Source organism: Clostridium sp. CS1-1, from assembly GCF_056135525.1.
This window is the reverse complement of the sequence record NZ_CM148680.1, coordinates 16,575-38,270: the sequence shown is the minus strand read 5'-3', so window position 1 is coordinate 38,270 and position 21,696 is coordinate 16,575. Positions and strand designations below refer to the sequence as shown.

Below are 21,696 nucleotides of genomic sequence, written 5' to 3'. Positions count from 1 at the left end.
TAATAAGAGCTTAGATTAACTGTATAATCTAAGCTCTTGTTATTTTTAATGTTATTTATACTTAGGTATTTCAAAAACTAATACTGGGTTTTTAATTTGAGACATAATATCTTTAATTCTAGATATTTGTTTATATGCCCAAGAGATATCAGTAGCATATTGATGATCTCCAGGTTTCACTGGGTTCCATCTCATTTTATATAAAGTATCTTGTTTACTAGTCTCATTATTTATATACCTTGGAGAAATCCACTTTGCTCCTCCCATAATAGCCTCCTCTGGAGTCAGCCAATTATTATCATAAGCAGTTTTTGTACCATAATAATTTGCATCTGCGTCAATAGCACCTATTCCAAAAAAATTATATACAGGAGCATCATACATATATTTTCCACTACTATCCTTAAGCCCTCCATTGGCTAAAAGAGATGTTCCGTTTCCAGTTTCTAGAAGTGCATGCGATACTAAATAGGCTGCATTTATATTATTACTTTTAGCTGCATCTATGAATGCCTGTCCTTTTCCTTCTAAAATTCCTTTGCCTTCCAAAATATTGTTTAAATCATCAGCAGTAATTCCATCTGTATAACTTAACTTTAAAAATTGATATTTACCATAGTCGTCCATAAAATTATTAGGATTTAAATAATATTTCAGCTGGTTTTTGGCTGCTTTATTAGTCATATCTGAACCTTCAACAAAAACCGGTGTAGAACCAAGATCTTGTTGAATATCTACCATTTGATTAAGAGAAATATCATAATCTTGACTTACGTTATTGCTTGTACTTATTTCATTTACTGTTCTAAAGTAATCCACATAATAGTTATCATAATCCGTATTTTTATCTTTATGAACCCCTGCTGTATTTGCTCTTTTAACATATATTACGACCTTATACTTCTCCCCATCTGAGTCAGATCTAAGCTCCTTTAAAGCTTCAATCTTTCCATTTGTGGCTTGGGTATAACCATTAGTTAATTCGCTATACGCTTCCTTATCATCCGAATAACTGTGTACAAAAATTCTATATTGAACACCTTCTCCATTTTTTGTATTTATATAAAATACCTGCTTTTGAGTTGGTAAAAGTGGCTCATATTCATATTTTACAGATGCCACTTGTGGTAAATCTATGTAACTTGTACCATCTGAGTATTGGTTAAGTGTTGTAAATTGCATTTCAATAGGTTTATTTAATTTTTTTCCTATAATAGATTGAACCTCTTCACTTATTGATAAATTATACCTTTTGTTAGGCTCATATCCTGATACTCTGGGACTTATTACTATAGTATCTGAACTATTACCTATAGATACATCCACTGGAACAACCTTCTTATTTTCATCTGTAATTACTATATTACTATTATTGATTGTTTCCTTTTTTAAAGGACTACTAAACTTAACAATCCATTCCTTATTCGTATCAATATTTATTTTAGGCGTACTCTCAAGCAAATAATTTGCTGCTGAAACCTTGAAACTAAAGAAAGCCAAAGATAATATTAATACACAAGTAAAAACCTTAAACTTCTTATTCAAACTTATCCCCCCATTTATATTATTACAATTAATATTATAAGAAAATTTAAACCATTTTTCCAATACTATTTTGTAAGTATCACTTTTATATTTTATCAATAAATAAATTATGAAATTAGGCATATAAAACACTTGCTTAAATCTTATATAAATAATTATATCACTTTAATAGATAATACTTTTAATTTTAGATATAATAAAATTACTGTGAAATAAAATTTTATTATGTAAGATTTTATTTATAAAAGTTATTATTTTTCTAGTAATAGTTTACTAGATACAGACGGAAGGGAGATCTTGTACAGTTGCATAAAGATTTAATAACTCATGAAAAAAATCATAATATTATGAGAATTAATAAGTTTATAAGTGAAAAAGGAATTTGTTCAAGAAGAGAAGCTGATAAATTAATTGAGCAAGGAAGAGTTACTATAAATGGAGTTGTAGCAGAGACTGGTTCTAAAGTTACCTCTAGTGACGAAGTTAAATTAGACGGAAAACCTTTAAATAAAAAGGAACAACTCGTGTATATTGCATTAAATAAACCTGTCGGCATAATTTGTACTACAGAAAAAAAAGTAAAAAATAATATTGTTGATTTTTTAGACTATCCTAAACGTATTTTTCACATTGGTAGATTAGATAAGGATTCTGAAGGACTAATATTTCTAACTAACGATGGTGATATTGTCAATAAAATTTTAAGGGCAGGTAATAATCATGAAAAGGAATATGTAGTTACCGTAGATAAGCCAATAACATCAAACTTTATAAAGGGTATGTCTTCTGGCGTTAGGATATTAGGTACAATAACTAAACCATGTAAAGTAAAAAGAGAGAGCTCTAATACATTCAGAATTATTCTAACTCAAGGTCTAAACAGACAAATACGAAGAATGTGTGAGGCCTTTGGATATAACGTAATAAAATTAAAAAGGGTACGAATAATGAATGTAACACTAGAAGACCTCCCTACTGGAAAATGGAGATACTTAACTTCAGATGAATTAAAAACAATAAATAAGTTAGTATCAAATTCTATAAAAACAGAAGAGGCTTCTATATAAGCCTCTTAAAATCTCTAATTATTTTTAACATTATAATTAATATTAGTTAATCTTCTTTGAAATTCCTTTATATTATAGTTGGCACTTATATACACCCTATGTAGTGTGTATATTCCCTGACTTTTACCTGACCACCCACTTAATGTGGTAAATGCCATATCGTATCCTGCATCTTTTACAGCTCTTAAAGTATCATTATTCCATTTTCCGAAAGGGTATCCTATATATTTCACCGGTCTACCTAAAATCTCTTCTAGGCCTTCTCTAGACTTTTTAAGTGTATCTAACTGCTTATCATATGCAAGTTTATCTAATTGCTCATGACCTACTGTATGACTTTCTATCTTTATGCCATTCTTGTCAAGTTCCTTTAATTGCTCAGATGTTAAGTAGTCTTTATCTTTGTCAATAGTATCAGTAATAACAAATATTGTTGCGTTTAAACCATATTCTTTAAGTACAGGATATGCGTTTTCATAGTTATCTTTGTATCCATCATCAAATGTTATAACAACAGATTTCTCTGGAACAGGCTTGTTATCTATTATAAATTTATAAAATTCATTGAAAGTTAAAGTGGTATATTGATTATCTTTTAAGTACTTCATCTGTTCTTTAAATATTTCTTTTGGTATCCTTAATTCATTTCCTTTCTCATAATCTATAGAGTGATACATGAGAACTGGTATGAGCATGTTATTATATTTTAAGTTTTTATTTGTAAATTCTCTTTCCTTATCAATTCTAATTTCACTTTTGTTATCAATCTTATCTTTTTTTAAATTTTTATTATCTTGTTTAATGACCTGTTTTTGATTTCTTGACTGAAGTTTTTCTTTAACAAAAAAGTTATATATACATAGACTAATAATTAAACATATACTTAAAATTGATATAGTCTTTATATGTCTTTTATTCACAGCTTCCACTTCCTTTAATAATTTTTAAAAATAAAAATATTTGTCATAATTATATTATAAATTTTATATTACTTATACTGTAGAGCCTAAAATAATTATTAATGTTATCCACACATATCACAAATTACCTGTGAATAACCTGTTAGTGTTACCTAATAATCATTTTCTATTATTGATTATTCTTATAAATATATTATTATAAATAATAATACTAATATCTTCTATTATTCAATCTATATCGCATTTTACTACAAATTACTTCTCCAAACTTTATTTTCTATTATAAATTGTACAACATCACATTTTAAAAAATTATCAATACTTATCCACATTATCCACAAATCTTTTGTTCATAACTTGTGAAATTTATGTGAAATACTTATCTTTGGAAAAATTCTTTAAATAAATCATGAAATTATCTAATAATATATTCTTTATTATACACATTATCCACAGTTTTGTGGACAACATGTGGATAATGTGTATTTTTTCTTAATCCTATCTAACTTTATATACAGATATATTATACTTGTCGCAGTTTACACATGTTGTCGAAATGAAATAGTATCTCCAAATAGTTAATTAGATATACATATTTGATACTAAATTTTCCTAATGTTTTAATCTAATTAAGCTTAACCAATTTCATATAGCATGCATATACTATTAATACATATAAAAGCTGTAAAGCACATTTAATCAAACCTGTCATATCTTTATGCTATATGTAATATACCCTTTTTTTCTCTTAATATTACTACGGGGGACTTCTGTCCCCAACCTTTATATTCTTTTCAAAATAATACTTATTTTTATATTCTAATACATATTATCTCTAAGTTAAGTCAATCATAAACTATGGGTTTTTAAAACAATACATAATATAAGTTAAGGTATATATAATTACTACCCTCTAGCTTAATTCTATTATTCCCTTAAAATCTAAACCGTTTTTGGTTTAAAATGACTAATTATACAAATAATATTTTATTTTTAAGAATTTTCTTAAACTTTCCATTATTTTGTGTTATTATTTTACTAGGGGGAATTAATTTATGAAAGGTTGGGCTATTTATGATTGATAAGGTTATCTATGTGGATTTTAGTAAAAACAAAAAAAAGAAAAATGAAACATTCCTTTCAGTAATAAGGAAAATACTAAAAAAAGTACTTAGCTCTCCGAATTCACCTACCGATCCAGATAACGATAGGAAAATTATTTATTACAAGAAGGGAATATCTTAAGGTGCTAGTTAGGCACCTTTTTTCATTTAATAACTAATATTAGACAATCTCTAAATTCCTTAATGGCACTCCATGCTAATTGCATTGTAAAAAATTAATAGGTATCCTGCGATATTTTATGATAAAATATTACTAAAAACTTAGGAGGGCTTCATGATGCGAATAGGACTTGGTTACGATGTACATAAGCTTGTTGAGAATAGGCCACTTATACTTGGAGGCATAAATATCCCTCACAAAACCGGCCTTCTTGGTCATTCAGATGCAGATGTTCTAATTCATGCTATAATGGATAGCTTGCTTGGTGCCTTAGCTTTAGGAGACTTAGGATATCATTTTCCTGATACAGATAACCGCTACAAAAATATTTCTAGCATTAAACTATTAAAGGAAGTATCAACTCTTATTTTAGATAAAGGTTACGAAATTGAAAATATAGATTCAACTATAGTAGCACAGAAACCTAAATTGCAAACTTATATTAAGGAAATGAGAATCAACATAGCTAATACACTAAGTATTGATGTTGATAGAGTAAGCGTAAAAGCTACTACAGAAGAAGGACTGGGCTTTACAGGAACTGAACAAGGAATTGCTGCCCAAAGCATTTGCTTGCTAAAAAAAGCATCGACATAAACTGCCGATGCTTTAAAATTCAAATTTTAGATTGAATTTAGTCTACATATTCAATTTTTATCATAACTGTTGAATATTAACTAATAATTACAAGTAAATCAATAAATAATATCAACTTTCGCTTTGGTAGCTATCAACTATATGCTGAACTAATTTTTTAACCGCACTTGCTTGACATATTAAAGACATCACAGCAAAAAAAACCGTTATCCTTTCTTCATCTTCAGGCTTTAGAGTAATTTCCTTAATTACATCTTGAAGTTTTTCCTCATTGAAATACTTCTTTGAAAGAAAATCATCAAAGCTATCCTTCTCAATATCAGAAAAAATTTTATAAGCTTTTTCCCATGATATGATATCATCATCACCATCATTAATTTCATTGAAAGCTAAACGAAATACCTTCTTTATTTCCTCAGTTGTAAGGATTGGTCTCATATAACTTAAAAGTACAAGTTGAGCTAAATGTACCTTTGTATACCCTCTTTTCTTACCATCTTCCGGCTTGGATATAACTTCATTTTTAATATAATTCTGTACTATGTTATTTGTATACTTTTCTCCCTCAAACTTATCATTTAAGTAATCTATAACCTGAGATAGAAATAAATCATACCTCGGTAAATCCTCATAAGGAACTATTGTGTTCTTCGATATTTCCTTTGCAGTTTCTCCTATATGCTCTATACCAAATTTTCTTTTTGCCACTTTAAAACCTCCAAATATAATGTATGTTTAAATTAAGGATAATTAAGATGTGGCTATTTTGTAGCTTTCTCTTATTTGATTATACTATATTAATATTATAAGTTATAAATAAACCCTTTACAAGTTAAACGCTATAAAATAACATAGTGTATCCTAATAAAATACAGAGATATATTGAGATAACAGAAGCTTTATGCTTTTACTCTTAGTATATCGTTTTTTAATGCTTGAAATGAGTTTAATTTAATATTGTTATGCTGTATATTATACTATATAATAATATTATAACTTACAATATTAAAGTTTAATATTAATATTATCCATTAACCAAGGATAATATGCTAACATATAATAAAAGATAAAATTATCTTTCTTTTATTAGGGGGGCGATCAAAATCAATAAAAAACGCTTTTTTATATGTCTACTACTTGCCTTTTTGTTTATGTCTGTAGATATATTCACTCCTGAGTTAGTAAACAATTTTGGCATAAATAGTAATATCGATAGTATTGTTTATGCTAAGGGAGGAAGTGGGCGAAGTTCTGGGGGAAGTATTAAATCTGGGGGGTTTTCTTCATCTCCTAAATCTTCTACCAAATCCCCCAGCGTAGCACCTAAGTCTTCCGGAGGTGATTTTAAATCTGGAGGTTTTTCAAATTCACCTAGTTCTTCCTCAGGGCAAGTTAAATCAAACAATAGCTCAGGTACCTCAAAGCCATCTTCCAGTGAAGTTAAATCCAGTGGTTCTTCTACTACTTCAAAATCATCTTCGGGAGATTTTAAGTCGGGAAGCTTTTCAAATTCAACTGATTCATCTTCACGTGATAGTAAAAATGGTACAAATTCAAATACACCGCCATCACAAAATTATAATAGCGGTAGTAAGAGATCTTTTTTACCTATACCAATTCCTATACCATGGGGCCATAATAACAATTATTATAGTTCAGGTTATGGAGTACAAAATCCATTAAGCACTTTTGCATTATCAATATTTAAAGTTATAATTTTAATAATTATTATAATAGTTATTATTAAGCTAATAAAAAAATATAAAAGAAGATAATTAAGGAGGATATTTTTATGGGATTATTTAAAAGGGTTTCAAACATTTTTAGATCAAAGGTTAACTCAGCTTTAGATGAGGTAGAGAATCCAATTGAACTTTTAGATCAAAAAATAAGGGATATGGAGGAAAGCTTGAATAAGGCGAAACTTTCTTCAGCTCAAATTCTTGGAAATGTTCACGAAATTAACAAAAAGATGGATGAAGCTAAAAGAACTTCTGAGGAGTTTGAAGAAAAAGTTAAGCTTGCTATAAGTAAAGGAAATGAGGAATTAGCTAAAAAAGCCCTTGAAAAAAAACTAGAAGCTGATAAAACTTACAATTCTCTAAAAACAAGTTATGATGAGGCTCGAAAGAAAGCTGAAGCTATAAAAAACAAATTAAGAGATCTTGAAGAAGAAATATCCAAAACTAGAAATTACAGAGATGAGGCTTCTGCAAGATATAATAATGCTGAAGCTAGCAAAAAAGTAAATGAGATTTTGGCAAATGTATCTACCGATAGCAATAAGATAAACTTAGATGACATAGAAAGAAAAATTCAAAAGAAAGAATCATTGGCTGAAGGTCTTGAAGAGTTGAGGGAAGATAATTCATTAGAGAAGGAATTTGAAAAATTAAACGAGGTAGACCTCGATGAAGAATTGAAAAAATATAAAAAAGACTAGGGGGCCATATGGGTAAAGTTGAAAAATTTCTAAAAAACGAAAAATCTAAGTATGGGAAAATATATGTAGACATAAATTATGCAATAGATAATATCTCTCCCTTTCTAGATAAAAATCAATTTAAAAACAGAAAATATGTCGCTAAACTCCCCATACTGAAAAAATATATAGATTTAATTGAAGCATCAGAACTAGAAATTAATAATGGTAGTTTCTTTTCAAAATTTAATAATGATAAATATATTGATCTGTTAAATGAATTTAAAAAGGATAATGTTGAAGCATTAACCCAACTAGAAAATTGCAGCAAATGTAAGTGTCTCAATTGTACCATGAACTGTAAATTTGATAGCTGTATGGGTTGTAAAAGTAACTCGAGTATCGTAAATTGTGATCATAAAAAAATTAATATTACAAAGTATGATAGTTTCACATTAGATTTAACTAATGATAGGACAGGTAAAAGCGATAAATATACTGTTCTAGCTACCCTTCAAGATATTGAAGTAGAAAGAAAATATATTGTAATTGAAAATATAATTACAAAAGAAAAATTTATACTTCACTATTACCCTGGGATTTCCGAAGATGAATATGGCGAAATTGTAGATGCTGAAGAGTTTGATTTTATAGTTTCTACATTTCAAAGTACAGAATAATAATGTAACTCAATTTAAAAGGACTTGTTTTTACAAGTCCTTTTTTCGACAATATAAATCATTCAAAAAAATGATTTATATTTAAATTTCATAATCAAAAAAAACTTTTATTAACACTCTTTAATACTTGTCCACAGATTTTGCGATGTTACCCACAAAATTTGTGGATAACTCATATGCTTTTACAACCTTTGATACACTTCAGTTTACTATTAATTTATATTTTTTTATTCACATTGTGGATAACCCTCTATGTTAATAACTTTAAGTTTTTTTGTTGAAACGTGATAATTGTTCATTCAAATTTCACCTTTATCCTACTTTTTTCAAAATTTTTTTCTAAATTTATATATACTATTTGTTTAATTAAATTTATAAAAAATAGATATTAGTCATAAAATGAAACTTAATTTTCATAGAACTTACTCTTGAATTCTGGCAGTTCGTTATTTTTGTGAATTATTATAGTCCTCTAAGAATTTTTTTATTCCGGCATCTGTTAATGGATGTTTAAGCATTTGCATTAATACTTTATATGGTATTGTAGCAATATGAGCTCCTGCCTTTGCACAATCTAAAACATGTATAGGATTCCTGATACTTGCTGCTATTATTTCAGTATCAAATCCATAAAAATCAAACACTTGTGATATATCTTCAATGACTATAAGGCCACTATTTCCTATGTCATCTAACCTCCCCATAAATGGACTCACAAAACTAGCTCCTGCCTTTGCAGCTAATAATGCTTGCTGTGCTGAAAAGATAAGAGTAACATTAGTCTTTATACCTTCACCTGATAAAATAGAAACAGCCTTTAGCCCCTCTTCACACATAGGTATCTTTATAACTATATTTTTATGAATTTTTACAAGGACTCTAGCCTCTTCAACCATTTTATCCGCTTCTAAACTTATAACCTCTGCGCTTATTGGCCCATTTACAATTGAGCAAATCTCTTCAACAACTTCCTTTAAATCTCTCCCTTCCTTAGCAATAAGAGATGGGTTAGTAGTTACTCCATCTAACACTCCCCATTTCGCTATTCTTCTAATTTCGTCCACATTGGCTGTATCGATGAAAAATTTCATTATAATTCCTCCATTCCTTTTTATTGTAACATAATTATAACATAGCATCTTGCAATCTAAAACTTAACTTTCTCAATAATTACTTTATTATCTTTTCTATTAATATTATTCCTTAAAAACTTATATTTATATAAAAATATTAAATATAGATTAATAATAAAATTTCCTTATTTTGTACAAATGTAAATAAATCATTTATTTAGCAGTAAATATAATGTTCTTTTTTAATACATTTAATAACATAAATTCAATATAAAGTTACTAATTCATTAATATTGAATTTAATTATCTTAATTAATTCTATATTGAAATCCTAATTTTAATTGGAATATAATTATTTCGACATTTACTTTTCAATTATCCATATAATTACTATTTTATTTACTTGTCTTTGTTTCTTCTATTTATAACAATTTCAGCAGTCGATTAAATAACTTACTTTGCTTTAAAGCCTGATTTATCTGCCTTTTAAGGTATAGTAAAAAAATGTATTTTTTATTAAAACATATTGACTTTTGTATATTTTGGTAGTATATTAACTATAGATGGAATTTGTTAAGAAATTTGTAAAATAAATATCAAAATAACATTGACTTTTAATGACAAATTTGTTATCATTTTATTATAAGTATGTCGAATTATGGAATTAGGGAGGAATCTTAAATGAAATCAACTGGTGTTGTAAGAAGAGTAGACGAACTAGGAAGAATAGTTATTCCTATAGAATTAAGAAGAACTTTAGATATTGCTGAAAAAGATGCTTTAGAAATATACGTTGACGGGGAGCAAATCATATTAAAGAAGTATGAGCCTGCATGTATTTTCTGTGGTGATGCAAGAGATGTTATAAATCATAAAGGAAAAAATATTTGCAAAAATTGTTTAGCTGAATTAAAGGGTGATAAGTAATTTTATTTATTATTTATCATAGAAAATAAAACAAAATAAAATGCCCCACATGAAATCATGTGGGGCATTTTATTTTGTTATAGACTTATGAGATATCAAAACTTATTAATACTTCTAGTATCTATATAGAAGTCTTACAAATTACTTCAATAATTTGTAAGATTTCTCAAAATTTATCCGATGACTACCCGTTCTAATATCCCAACTTTGAGAAAATCAAAGATTTGAACTTTATGTTTATCTAACTCTTTTTGCTCCACTATAATCTGATCTATCTAGTGGAGATATTTTAACCACATCCCCTGTTCTAGGCGCATGAATATAACATCCATTACCAACATATATACCAACATGATGTGCCGGAGCTCCAAAGAAAACCAAGTCTCCTGGCTGTAATTGATCTCTTGATACAGCAGTTCCTACCCCCTGTTGATCTGATGCAACCCTGGGTAAACTAACTCCAAAATGTGAATATACATAACTAGTAAAACCCGAGCAGTCAAAAGTTTTTGGTCCGTTTCCACCCCACTGATAAGGAGTTCCCATAAAGTTAGATGCATATGCCACTATTGAATCAGAACTTGCTGGAGTACTAGAGGTAGAGCTTGTCCCTCTTGAAATTCTCGGAGCCGCTGCCTTTACCTGTTGAACTTTACTTTCAGCATTGGCTACCAATTTAGTAGTAGCTGTATCCCTTACAATTAGCGTTTTTTCTTTTTCCTTCAAGCTAACTATTAACTTGGATTGATCAGCCTTATCGCTATTAAGCTTGGACAATTTACTTTCATTATCTTTTTTTAATGCCAATAACTTGCTATTTTTGTTATCTAACTCTTGTTTTTTGCTAGCTATTCCTTCTTTTTTTCCTTTTAAATTACTAATTATATTATTATCATATCCTACTATCCTTTTAACTGTTTCAACTCTTGAAACAAAGTCGCTTAAGTTATCAGAATCTAGCACAACATTTAGATAACTATCTACTCCACTTATGTACATAGCCCTTACTCTTTTATTAAATAAATCCTGTTGTCCTTTTATGTTTTTTTCAGCAACAATCAAATCTGACTGTACTTTAGATATATCTTTACCTACTTTATCAATACTTTTTTTGTTGTTGTCTATTTCCTGCATTACATGAACTATTTGACTATCTAATTTTTCCACCTTTATCTCAAGTTCCTGCCTTTGATCTTGAACCTGTTTTAACGAAGTAGCTGCATTGGTTGGTGCTGCTAATGTTGTTCCATTTAATGCTACAGCCAAAGCTAACGCTAATATAGCAGATATTGTACTTTTTCTCAACTTTCCTACCTCCTTAAATTAAAATACTTATTAAGTTATTTACGCAATACTTCAGTTACTACATTATATATGTAAATATAGTTTAATTAATCTTAAACACTAAAGTATAAGTATAGCTGGTAATATAAACTATGTTCTGTTAATAAAACACTTACTTAAATGTAAATACTCCACTATATATCCTTATTATAACACCTGATTTCATAAAACCTCAATGTTAACATAACAATTTTTTCAAATTGTTAACATTATAACAGCAAATTACTTAATCTAACAAGATTATTGTAAAATTTTCTATAATGTTTTATTGTGTAATCTTAGATTATTATTATTTCTTTATTAATATAAAAACAAATACCTTTTTTTATATTTCAATAGAATACTTATATATTTCTGATTTTGATAATTTTCTGTCCTTTGCCACCTTTTTGACTGCTTCCTTTTTACTCAAACCATTTGAAATATACATCTTTATATGCTCTTCAATTGTAGTGTTTTCCCACTTAGCCAGCTCTTCATTTAATAACTCTTCTTCGCTTTTTCCCTCAATTACAATAACAATTTCTCCTCTTATGCTTTTCTCAGTATAATATTCTATAGCTTCTTCCAACGAAAGTCTTAATATTTCCTCATGTAATTTAGTTAACTCCCTACATATAGCTACCTTTCTATTCCCTAAGTTATCTTTAAAGAAGGCTAGTGTGCTTATAAGTCTATGTGGAGCTTCATAAAAAATTAAGGTTTCTTTTCTATCTCTTAATTCTTCTATTATGACCTTTCTATCTTTATTTTCTCTTGGAAGGAATCCTCTAAATATAAATTTAGTTGTATCCATCCCTGAATACACTAATGCCGTAGTTACTGCTGTTGCGCCTGTTAATACTTCAAAATCTATGTTTTCTTCTATGCACTTTTGAACTATTATACTTCCTGGATCAGATATTCCTGGAGTTCCTGCATCACTAACCAATGCTATATTCTTTCCTTCTATAAGCTTTCCTATCAAGTCTTCGCTTTTTCCTTGTTCATTATGTTGATGATAACTGATCAAATTCTTCTTTATATTGAAATGGTTTAATAGCTTAATACTCTGTCTTGTATCTTCTGCAGCTATAATATCTACAGATTGTAATACCTCTAATGCTCTCAGTGTTATATCCTTTAGGTTACCTATAGGGGTTGGAACTAAATAAAGCTTACCATTACTCACTTATTAATCCTCCACTTCTAATGAATCTTCTCTTCCGTATATTTGATCTATTTCTTTAGTATAGCTTCCATCAAGGTTATATACATAAAGAGGTGCTTCCCATCTTAAAAAAGTTCCTCCATAGTTTTGTCCTTCAACTAAAACCATTGTAGGCGCCTTTCTTATGTTAGGATGAATCATCTTTATAACCTTAGGTTCTATTTTATATTCCCTCATAGTGCATATAATATCCGCTAATCGGTCTGGTCTATGTATCATATAAACTTTTCCGTTATCCTTTAAAATCGCCTTAGAAGCCTTAATCACATCCTCTAGAGTACAGCATATTTCATGTCTTGCTATAGCATTTTTATCATCAGGATTAATAATTCCTGAATTTTTAAGCTTATAAGGAGGGTTTACAGTTACTACATCTACTTTTGCTAAAGATTTTAGAAACTGCAAATCTTTAAGATCCTTCTCTATAAATTCTACTCTATCTTCTAATCTATTAAACAAAACAGATCTCCTAGCCATATCTACCATTTCACTTTGAATCTCTATTCCTTTTATATTAATTGCTTCAGTTTTACCTGCCAAAATAAAAGGAATTATTCCTGTACCACTACATAAATCTACAACAGTTGCCCCTCTCTTTATCTTAGCAAAATTAGCTAGAAGTACGGCATCTACACCAAATCTGAACGCATCTTTTTTTTGTATAACATGAATTCCTTTTAATTGTAAATCATCTAATGTTTCATCATTTCTTACAATATCTTTTTCCATAAATGTCATCATCACCTTTTCTCAGATTATTATCTCCCTAATACTACTATAATTATTATTTATATACTTATAATTGTCAAATTTATATAAAAAACCACCTCTTTAACATTAAAGAAGTGGTTTTTTTATCCCCTTATCCTCTACTAAAACCTTTCCAATTAGAACAACTGGAGCCTTGAATTGTTACTAAGTTATAAAACCCTTCTTCACAAGCACACTTACCCTCATAGTTCTTAGTGTCTATAAACATGAACTCAACCTCTCTCTTACTTCTCCAATATATACATGTTGCACACACTTTCTCCTTCTTAGTCCATATACTCATGCTAAAATCCCTCCATATATCTTATAAAACGCCTATTACATTAAATATATGAAGGGAAATCTTCATTATTAACCAAAACTTTGATTTGTTGAATTTTTATTTTAATAATTAGAATAACCCTGTACTATTTATAAACACAATTTTGTTAAATACTTACTGCAGATTTTTATATAAAAAATAAGCACTGCTAATATATATTGAATTTCAATATATATTAGCAGTGCCATTATTATTTATCTCGAAGTTATAATATTTAATTTGAAATACTGTATCATCTATATCTAACATAGAATATTAAATCAGTTTTTAGTGTTAGTTGTAGTAGTTCCACTTACTGACTTGTTGCCAATACCATTATTCTCTATCTTATCAAATTTACTACTTACTATAATTATATCAACTCTTCTATTTCTTGATCTACCTTCTTCATTAGAGTTGTCTAGTATCGGTCTATACTCACCATAACCTACCGCTGAAAGCCTTTGAGGAACTATTCCACAGTTATCAATTAAAAATTCCGTGACATTAGAAGCTCTCGCTGCAGATAACTGCCAATTAGATGGATATTGACTGTTTTTTATTGGTATATTATCTGTATGTCCTTCAATTCTAATGTAGTTATTAAGCTGATTTAATATCTTTCCTATTTCGATAAACTTTTTCTGGGACTCTGCCTTAATATCAGCTCTTCCAGTATCAAAGAACATGGTATCATTTAAGCTTACCACAAGACCTCTTTCATCTATTTGAGTGCTTACACTTGACTTCATACCATTTTGCTCAAGATACTTATCAACTTGACTTTTTACCTGCTCTAGTTTAGATTCCTCACTCTCAACTTTAATTTTAGTTTCTACTTTATCGCTTGTCTCATTAACACTTATTGCAGCATTGTCACCTAATATGGTTTTTCCACCACCCATGGCGACTTTCATGGATTCAGATAGTTGTTTATATTTTGCCTGATCTATACTACTCATAGCAAACAGTACAACAAAAAGTATCATAAGTAAAGTCATAAAATCCGAATAGCTAAGCAACCATCTTTCATGATTCATGTGTCCTTCTTGCTTTTTTTTCTTCATACTTCTGACTTACCATCCAATCCTTCAAATTTTGATAATTCTTGTTTATTTAAAAATCCCTTAAGTTTTTCTGCAATAGTATTCGGATTTATTCCTTCTTGTATATATAATATCCCTTCTATTATAAGAGATTTTTCCACAAATTCCTTCTCATCTAATACTTTTAGTCTAGTAGCTAACGGTAGAAAGATAAGATTTGCAGAAGAAAGACCATATAATGTAGCTATAAATCCAGAAGCAATCTTAGGTCCTAAAGAGTTCGGATCAGATAAATCTGCTAATATATGAACTAATCCCATTACAGTACCTATAATCCCTAGCGTAGGAGAAAATCCTCCAGCTTGTTCAAAAACAGATGCACCTTTTCTATGTCTTTCAGATGTAGACTCCAACTCTAATTCTAAAATACTTCTAACCGCTTGAGGGTCTACACCATCTACAACTAATTGTAATCCTTTCTTAATAAATGGATCTAAATTAGGATCACTAGATATTTCCCCCTCAAGGCTTAGTAATCCATTCTTTCTAGTCTTATAAGATACATCTTTAAAATATGCTACAAGCCCAGGTAGATCTACCTTCTTAGGATTTATAATTATCTTTATCATTCCTGGTAATCTTTTTAAAATTTCCGGAGGAAATGTAAGCCCTACTGCGCCTGCGGTTCCACCGAATACTATCAATGCCGGTGAAAGTAATAAAAGAGCACCTAAGTGTCCACCTTCCAATAAAAACCCTAATATAACAGAACCCATTCCAACTATAATGAAAACAATAACAGATATATCCATGATTTTCCTCCATTCATCAAAGCTTCATTCAAATTGATGAGAAATTTGTTTCTACATAAATAATCGGTTAAAGATACGTTATCTTTATATGTTATTATACAGTTATATTTCATATAATTGTAATATTGTTAATATGTTTATGACCTTAGTATTATTTATAGAAAATAAAAAGACTGCCTAAAGGCAGCCTCTTTACTTTTAATTATTCTTGAACTGGTGCTCCTACTGGACAAACGTTAGCACAGTTTCCGCAATCAATGCAAGCATCTGCATCTACAACAAATATAGTATCTCCTTGGCTTATAGCGTTAACTGGGCATTCTGAAGCACATGCTCCACAACTTACGCAAGAATCTTCGATTTTATATGCCATATGTAACACCTCCTTAAAAATTTAGATGACAAGCATCTGATTTATATTTTACCACGTTTATGACAAATTTTAAAGCTAATTTTAAATTACCGCATACCCTAAATCTTCTAAAGATTGAATTAAATTATCACTTGTTACGAAGTAATCATCATATATAATACTTACTTCTCCTTTTTCTTTATTTATCTGGCAAGCTACAACCCCTTCATTATTTGAAATTGCATTTCTTATCTTATTAACATCTTGTGAAGTATGCATATTGCAAATTTTGAATGTAGATTTCATAAGTCCCCTCCTTAGTCTTCCTTAAATAGTTCTTTTATAATATGTGCATCCACTGAATCTTCTGCTTCTACATCAATTTTAATTTCATCCTCATTAATGCTTCCTTCGAATCCTCCAGAAACTAGCTCTAATTCATGTATAGATACCTCTTTAATTACCTCTTCTCCATCATGACTTTTAATTCTAACCTTTGCATTTTCTTTTACTACAGAGTTAGAAATTACTACACCTCTTCCATAAGGAGTATCCACGATTGAATCTACCTTTGGTAAACCCTTTCTAATTTGTTCGTAGGTTTCTTGCTCATAATTTAAACAACACATGAGTCTTCCACATATTCCAGAAATCTTAGTAGGGTTTAGTGATAGATTTTGCTCTTTTGCCATCTTTATAGACACTGGTGCAAAATCACCTAGGAATGTTGAACAACAAAGAGTTCTACCACATGGTCCGAGTCCACCAATCATTTTAGCTTCATCCCTTACACCTATTTGTCTTAACTCAATTCTTGTTCTAAAAATAGATGCTAGATCCTTTACAAGTTCTCTAAAGTCTACTCTTCCATCTGCAGTAAAATAAAAAATAACCTTATTATTATCAAACGTATATTCTACATCTATTAGTTTCATTTTTAAAGCATGTTGCTCAATCTTATCTAAACAAACACTAAAGGCCTCTTTCTCTTTTTCCTTATTTTCTGTATGTTTTGTTATATCTTCTTCTGTAGCTATCCTTATAACACCTTTAAGAGGCGATACTATTTCACTTTCATCTATCTGCTTAGGTGCTATTACACATTCCCCAAATTCTATTCCTCTTGCTGTTTCAACAATTACATTGTTATCTTTTTTAACTTCTAGTTCACCTGGTGAGAAATAATATATCTTACCAGCTTTTTTGAAACGCACACCTACAACTGTTACCATGTTATACCTCCTGAATTTTAACCAACATAGAATCAAAAACTAGTGATGGATTGACATTTCTCTCTAGTTTATTTCTAGTGTCCTTAATAATATTAATAATACCATTTAGCTTGTTAAATGAAAACATTTCCGCTATGTCTTTTATTTCATTTATTTTATCAACATTTACTATTGATTCCTTACTTCCTGTTTCTTTGTAAATTAAAGCATCCCTAATGTATGAAAGAAAACAAGTCAAAACCTCTTGCCATTCACCTTTGTACTTTAAAAGAAATTCAGAGTATGTTAAAATGTCGTCTGAATTTTGCTCATAAGTCTTCTTTAGTATACTTAATACTGTATCCCTAATCTCGGTTAAAGAATCATCCTTTATAAATCTCTCCGCTCTTCCTGGAATTCCATCACTAAAGGCGCTAATAGCCTTTATATAGTCTTCTGATAGCTCTTCAAAGTTATTCTTTAAAAATAGTATCATATCTCCTTCACTTAATCTATTAAGTTTATATACTTGGCACCTTGATTTAATAGTATCTAATATATTTTCAACTTTTTCACACAATAATATTATAAAAATTCCCTTTGGTGGTTCTTCTATTGTCTTTAAAAAAGCATTTTGTGCTTGTTCAGTCATTTTGTCTGCATTATATAATATTATTACTTTTCTATCTCCTTCGTATGGCTTCTTATTTGTCTCTTGTATTATATTTTTAATTTCATCTATACCTATAGACTTTTTATCCTTTATTAATCTAAATTCTACTATATCTACATATTGTTTTTCTCTATTTTTGCCTAAAAGCTTTATGGCAGTTTCTTTGGCAATAAGTGATTTTCCAATACCATCTTCTCCCGCTATAATATGGGCATGAGAGAATCTGTTGGCATCTATAGAACTTATTATTTGTTTTTTTATTCTTTCATGCCCTATTATGCTATCAAAACTCAATTAAAAATCCCTCCAGCTAAAGCTAAATTTTAATAAACTTATCCACATCTACAACAAATACAGTTGCCCCTCCAACTTCTACTTCAACCGGATATGGTACATAAGCACCTGTTGATCCTGCTACTGAAGAAGGAGTAGTTATAATTTGATCTCTTGTCTTACATACTTCTTCTATTCTGGATAAAACTATATCTACACTTTCCTCTTCAACTCCAATCATCAATGTTGTATTTCCTGATTTTAAAAATCCACCAGTTGTAGCAAGCTTTGTAACTCTAAAACCTGATTCTGTTAAAACATCTAATAAATCTCCAGAGTCATTATCTTGGACAATAGCTATAATTAGTTTCATTTAATTCATCTCCCTAAACTTACTAATTACCTTAAATTCTGAATTTATGCTTAATTTAATTTTATCATATTTTATGAAGTATTTATTATTACTTTATAACTTTTATGTAATAATTAATTCAATCATAAATGCTAATGATTATTATCTATAACAATTTTCCTATTACTGTTTTGTATATATCATCGTGAATTTCTTCCACAGTTCTTATTCTTGCTTCTTCTATACATTCTATCTTGTACCAGTGGTATTTTTCAGATATTTCACAGGAATTATTATAGGAATGAACTAAATAATCATAATCCTTTTCATGAATATCTTTTTCCATATCTCCAGTTATTTTATTATTTCTTTCATTCATAAGCCTTTTACTATATTCAGGTGGCATATCCAAAAATAGTACACAATCTGGTACAGGTAACTCGAAAGTCTTAAATTCAAACTCCCAAAGCCATTCTAAAAAATTATTTTTTTCATTTAAATCTTGTATTTTTGAAGCTTGATGTATCATATTAGCAGTAGTATATCTATCTGCTATTACTATTCCACCCTCATCATAGAACTTTTTCCAATTAATTTTATATGATGCGAATCTATCTACTGCGTAAAATGTAGAAGCTACATAAGGATTTACATCTTCTGGAGAGTTCCCAAATTCTCCACCTAAATACATCTTTACTAAAGCTGATGAATTACTATCGTAGTTAGGGTATTCTACCTTTTTTACTTTATACCCCTCTCTAATAAGTCTATCATATAATTTATCCGTTTGAGTGGCCTTACCACTTCCATCACATCCCTCTATAACTATGACCTTACCTTTTAATAAATCCATTTTATTAGCCTCCATAAAATATATACTAATTTAAAATTTGTTATCATATATTAATATTTTATACATAAAATATCTTAAAAATCCTATATTTATTTTTGATATATTTTTTATCCTATTTTACTACCTCTATTTGATTATCTATTATTCCTAAAACACTTACCCCATTATTCTTATAATAATTTATAGCATCTAAACATTCCTTATCAACTACTTCTCCCATAGTTAAAATAGGAACTCCTGGTGGGTATGGTACAATACTCGTAGCACTTATTCGTCCTATACTATTTTTTAGATTAACATATTCCTTTTCCTTTAACATAACCTCATAAGGTAAAAGCTCCATAATAGGGATATCGTAGTTAACTACACTTACACTATTTTGCTTTAATTCGCTTAAATTACATCTTTTTAGAACTTCATACAACTTTTTAAACTCACACTCTTCATTAAATGGTGAGAAAATTAGTACTACATTTGAGTCATCACTCATTTCTGCTTGAATCCTAAATTTTCTTAGATAATTTAACAAAAGATGTCCACTATATCCCTTTTCTAAATTAATTATGTATCTACTAGTATCTAAGCAACTAATTTCCTTAACATCTTTAAGTACTGAAATACCATATCCAGCTATATCGTTATTCAAAACTTCTATGTCTTCTCTTCCAACTATATGCATGCCACCTATTTGATTTATCTTTTTTCTATAATAGTTTGATATAGCTAATAATTTACCATACTCTTGTCTACCATACTTATCAAGGTAAAATCTAGCATAATCCATTGCACATAAAAACAAATATGATGGGCTAGTGCTTGAGAATGAACTGATATAAAACTCCACATTTTTTATATCTTGTCCATTATTTATATGTAAATATGCAGTTTGAGTTAAACTAGGAAGCGTTTTATGAGTACTTGTAACTACCATGTCAGCTCCGAGTCTTACAGCGCTATCTGGAAGTTCTTCATGCACCCCAAAATGACAACCATGTGCAGAGTCTACGATTATCTTCATTCCGTGCTTTTTCCCTTGTTCTATTATATATTTAAGATTTCCACATATTCCATAATAATTAGGATATGTAACTACTACACCTTTTGCATCTTTATTATTACTTAAAACCTGTGAAAAATGCTCCAAATCTATAGATAAAGGAGCATTTAATCTACTACTTATGGTATTTTTAATATATATCGGTCTAAGCTTCCTCATTATTATAGCATTAAAAATAGATCTGTGGCAGTTTCTCTCAACTAGTATCTTATCTCCTTCATTGAAGCTACTAAATATCATTGCTAAATTTCCAGAAGTACTTCCATTTACTAAAAAATAAGATTTTTTGCTACCATAAAAAGAACTTAAAAGTTCACTTGCTTCTTTTATTATACCTTCAGCATTATGAAGATTATCTACACCTTCAACTTCTGTTATATCACATTTTAAAATATTATCAATAAACTCCTTCCCTATTGGAGTATTATAAAAACCTCTTCCGCCCTTATGGCCTGGCATACAAAAGGATATATTTTTTTCTCTAACGTATTTTAAAATACCTTCTAAAAGTGGTAATTCCGACAATTTATTTCCTCTCCCCTTATAACAGCATAAGCTATAGTTTTTTTCATACATTCTCTATAGTAATTATAGAAATCCGTTTCTATGTCTTTTGAATCAAGATTAACCAATCTTTTCTCGCAACACCTACAAATTCCTCTTCCATATATCATTATACCATTATTTAGAGGCTTCCCACATATAATACAACTTTGTTTTTTCATCCGAATATCCCCCTTGCAAATTTTTAATATCTTAAATTATTGCCTCTCATAATATATAATATTCAGATACCCCTCTAAATTTATTTTGTCCACATAAATAAATTTGCCTTAGTATAAAATTTTATACTAAGGCAATATCTAAGTTTTAATGGAAAGTATGTATTTTCAATTTTGCTTTCGCCTTTCGCACACATACATAGT

The 21,696-nt window shown here is 29.1% G+C and carries 25 protein-coding genes; 7 read left to right on the top strand and 18 right to left on the bottom strand.

Annotation, left to right across the window (positions count from 1 at the left end):
• Positions 1 to 51 precede the first annotated feature (51 nt).
• Complete coding sequence (locus AC0N0V_RS00190; protein WP_474461479.1) at positions 52 to 1,545, bottom strand: N-acetylglucosaminidase; 1,494 nt, start codon at positions 1,543 to 1,545, stop codon at positions 52 to 54.
• Positions 1,546 to 1,892: 347 nt separating this feature from the next.
• Here AC0N0V_RS00190 and rluF point away from each other — a divergent pair, with 347 nt between their 5' ends.
• Positions 1,893 to 2,612, top strand: a complete 720-nt coding sequence (gene rluF, locus AC0N0V_RS00185) for a 23S rRNA pseudouridine(2604) synthase RluF (protein WP_474464384.1) — start codon at positions 1,893 to 1,895, stop codon at positions 2,610 to 2,612.
• A gap of 14 nt (positions 2,613 to 2,626) precedes the next feature.
• Here rluF and AC0N0V_RS00180 read toward each other — a convergent pair whose 3' ends face one another.
• Entirely contained in the window at positions 2,627 to 3,532 is a 906-nt protein-coding gene (locus AC0N0V_RS00180) for a polysaccharide deacetylase family protein (protein WP_474461478.1), read from the bottom strand.
• A gap of 1,074 nt (positions 3,533 to 4,606) precedes the next feature.
• Here AC0N0V_RS00180 and AC0N0V_RS00175 point away from each other — a divergent pair.
• Positions 4,607 to 4,777, top strand: coding sequence for a hypothetical protein (locus AC0N0V_RS00175; RefSeq protein WP_474461477.1), 171 nt, complete (start codon positions 4,607 to 4,609; stop codon positions 4,775 to 4,777).
• A gap of 156 nt (positions 4,778 to 4,933) precedes the next feature.
• Positions 4,934 to 5,413 (top strand): 2-C-methyl-D-erythritol 2,4-cyclodiphosphate synthase, encoded by a 480-nt coding sequence (gene ispF, locus AC0N0V_RS00170; protein ID WP_474464383.1) that lies wholly within the window; start codon positions 4,934 to 4,936, stop codon positions 5,411 to 5,413.
• Between the two features lie 111 nt (positions 5,414 to 5,524).
• Here ispF and AC0N0V_RS00165 read toward each other — a convergent pair whose 3' ends face one another.
• Positions 5,525 to 6,121 (bottom strand): DUF1836 domain-containing protein, encoded by a 597-nt coding sequence (locus AC0N0V_RS00165; RefSeq protein ID WP_474461476.1) that lies wholly within the window; start codon positions 6,119 to 6,121, stop codon positions 5,525 to 5,527.
• Positions 6,122 to 6,564: 443 nt separating this feature from the next.
• Between AC0N0V_RS00165 and AC0N0V_RS00160 the strand changes: the two genes are divergently transcribed.
• The 3 genes from AC0N0V_RS00160 to AC0N0V_RS00150 are packed head-to-tail and all read left to right on the top strand — an operon-like array spanning position 6,565 to position 8,515.
• On the top strand, positions 6,565 to 7,188 hold the full coding sequence (locus AC0N0V_RS00160) for a hypothetical protein (RefSeq protein WP_474461475.1): 624 nt from the start codon (positions 6,565 to 6,567) through the stop codon (positions 7,186 to 7,188).
• 17 nt (positions 7,189 to 7,205) lie between these two features.
• Positions 7,206 to 7,856: a PspA/IM30 family protein gene (locus AC0N0V_RS00155; protein WP_474461474.1), complete on the top strand. Its 651-nt coding sequence runs from the start codon at positions 7,206 to 7,208 to the stop codon at positions 7,854 to 7,856.
• Positions 7,857 to 7,864: 8 nt separating this feature from the next.
• Entirely contained in the window at positions 7,865 to 8,515 is a 651-nt protein-coding gene (locus AC0N0V_RS00150) for a DUF1292 domain-containing protein (RefSeq protein ID WP_474461473.1), read from the top strand.
• 446 nt (positions 8,516 to 8,961) lie between these two features.
• Here the strand turns inward: AC0N0V_RS00150 and fsa are convergent, their stop codons facing one another.
• Positions 8,962 to 9,606, bottom strand: a complete 645-nt coding sequence (fsa, locus tag AC0N0V_RS00145) for a fructose-6-phosphate aldolase (protein ID WP_474461472.1) — start codon at positions 9,604 to 9,606, stop codon at positions 8,962 to 8,964.
• 663 nt (positions 9,607 to 10,269) lie between these two features.
• Between fsa and AC0N0V_RS00140 the strand changes: the two genes are divergently transcribed.
• Positions 10,270 to 10,515 (top strand): AbrB/MazE/SpoVT family DNA-binding domain-containing protein, encoded by a 246-nt coding sequence (locus tag AC0N0V_RS00140; protein WP_474461471.1) that lies wholly within the window; start codon positions 10,270 to 10,272, stop codon positions 10,513 to 10,515.
• A 237-nt stretch (positions 10,516 to 10,752) separates the two neighbouring features.
• Here the strand turns inward: AC0N0V_RS00140 and AC0N0V_RS00135 are convergent, their stop codons facing one another.
• The 14 genes from AC0N0V_RS00135 to AC0N0V_RS00070 all read right to left on the bottom strand — a co-directional run bounded on the left by AC0N0V_RS00135 (position 10,753) and on the right by AC0N0V_RS00070 (position 21,495).
• A complete protein-coding gene (locus AC0N0V_RS00135) occupies positions 10,753 to 11,820 on the bottom strand; it encodes a C40 family peptidase (protein ID WP_474461470.1) in 1,068 nt (355 codons plus the stop codon).
• 364 nt (positions 11,821 to 12,184) lie between these two features.
• Positions 12,185 to 13,030, bottom strand: a complete 846-nt coding sequence (gene rsmI, locus AC0N0V_RS00130) for a 16S rRNA (cytidine(1402)-2'-O)-methyltransferase (RefSeq protein WP_474461469.1) — start codon at positions 13,028 to 13,030, stop codon at positions 12,185 to 12,187.
• 3 nt (positions 13,031 to 13,033) lie between these two features.
• Positions 13,034 to 13,798, bottom strand: a complete 765-nt coding sequence (locus AC0N0V_RS00125) for a tRNA1(Val) (adenine(37)-N6)-methyltransferase (protein WP_474461468.1) — start codon at positions 13,796 to 13,798, stop codon at positions 13,034 to 13,036.
• 133 nt (positions 13,799 to 13,931) lie between these two features.
• On the bottom strand, positions 13,932 to 14,123 hold the full coding sequence (locus tag AC0N0V_RS00120) for a hypothetical protein (RefSeq protein WP_474461467.1): 192 nt from the start codon (positions 14,121 to 14,123) through the stop codon (positions 13,932 to 13,934).
• Between the two features lie 299 nt (positions 14,124 to 14,422).
• Positions 14,423 to 15,208 carry a flagellar motor protein MotB gene (locus tag AC0N0V_RS00115; protein ID WP_474461466.1) on the bottom strand — a complete coding sequence of 262 codons (786 nt, stop codon included), beginning with the start codon at positions 15,206 to 15,208 and terminating at the stop codon, positions 14,423 to 14,425.
• The gene (locus AC0N0V_RS00110; RefSeq protein ID WP_474461465.1) at positions 15,205 to 15,999 is read right to left on the bottom strand and encodes a flagellar motor protein; all 795 of its coding nucleotides are present in this window, start codon (positions 15,997 to 15,999) and stop codon (positions 15,205 to 15,207) included. The genes AC0N0V_RS00115 and AC0N0V_RS00110 overlap by 4 nt, the downstream gene beginning before the upstream one ends.
• A 202-nt stretch (positions 16,000 to 16,201) precedes the next feature.
• On the bottom strand, positions 16,202 to 16,372 hold the full coding sequence (locus tag AC0N0V_RS00105; RefSeq protein ID WP_474461464.1) for a DUF362 domain-containing protein: 171 nt from the start codon (positions 16,370 to 16,372) through the stop codon (positions 16,202 to 16,204).
• 81 nt (positions 16,373 to 16,453) lie between these two features.
• Positions 16,454 to 16,657: a heavy-metal-associated domain-containing protein gene (locus tag AC0N0V_RS00100; protein ID WP_474461463.1), complete on the bottom strand. Its 204-nt coding sequence runs from the start codon at positions 16,655 to 16,657 to the stop codon at positions 16,454 to 16,456.
• Between the two features lie 11 nt (positions 16,658 to 16,668).
• Complete coding sequence (locus AC0N0V_RS00095; RefSeq protein WP_474461462.1) at positions 16,669 to 17,583, bottom strand: PSP1 domain-containing protein; 915 nt, start codon at positions 17,581 to 17,583, stop codon at positions 16,669 to 16,671.
• Between the two features lies 1 nt (position 17,584).
• Positions 17,585 to 18,529 (bottom strand): DNA polymerase III subunit delta', encoded by a 945-nt coding sequence (locus AC0N0V_RS00090; protein ID WP_474461461.1) that lies wholly within the window; start codon positions 18,527 to 18,529, stop codon positions 17,585 to 17,587.
• Between the two features lie 22 nt (positions 18,530 to 18,551).
• Complete coding sequence (locus tag AC0N0V_RS00085) at positions 18,552 to 18,881, bottom strand: cyclic-di-AMP receptor (protein WP_474461460.1); 330 nt, start codon at positions 18,879 to 18,881, stop codon at positions 18,552 to 18,554.
• A gap of 145 nt (positions 18,882 to 19,026) precedes the next feature.
• Positions 19,027 to 19,713: a dTMP kinase gene (locus tag AC0N0V_RS00080; protein ID WP_474461458.1), complete on the bottom strand. Its 687-nt coding sequence runs from the start codon at positions 19,711 to 19,713 to the stop codon at positions 19,027 to 19,029.
• A gap of 112 nt (positions 19,714 to 19,825) precedes the next feature.
• Positions 19,826 to 21,295, bottom strand: coding sequence for an aminotransferase class I/II-fold pyridoxal phosphate-dependent enzyme (locus AC0N0V_RS00075; protein ID WP_474461457.1), 1,470 nt, complete (start codon positions 21,293 to 21,295; stop codon positions 19,826 to 19,828).
• Entirely contained in the window at positions 21,274 to 21,495 is a 222-nt protein-coding gene (locus AC0N0V_RS00070) for a sigma factor G inhibitor Gin (protein ID WP_474461456.1), read from the bottom strand. The genes AC0N0V_RS00075 and AC0N0V_RS00070 overlap by 22 nt, the downstream gene beginning before the upstream one ends.
• Positions 21,496 to 21,696: the final 201 nt, after the last annotated feature.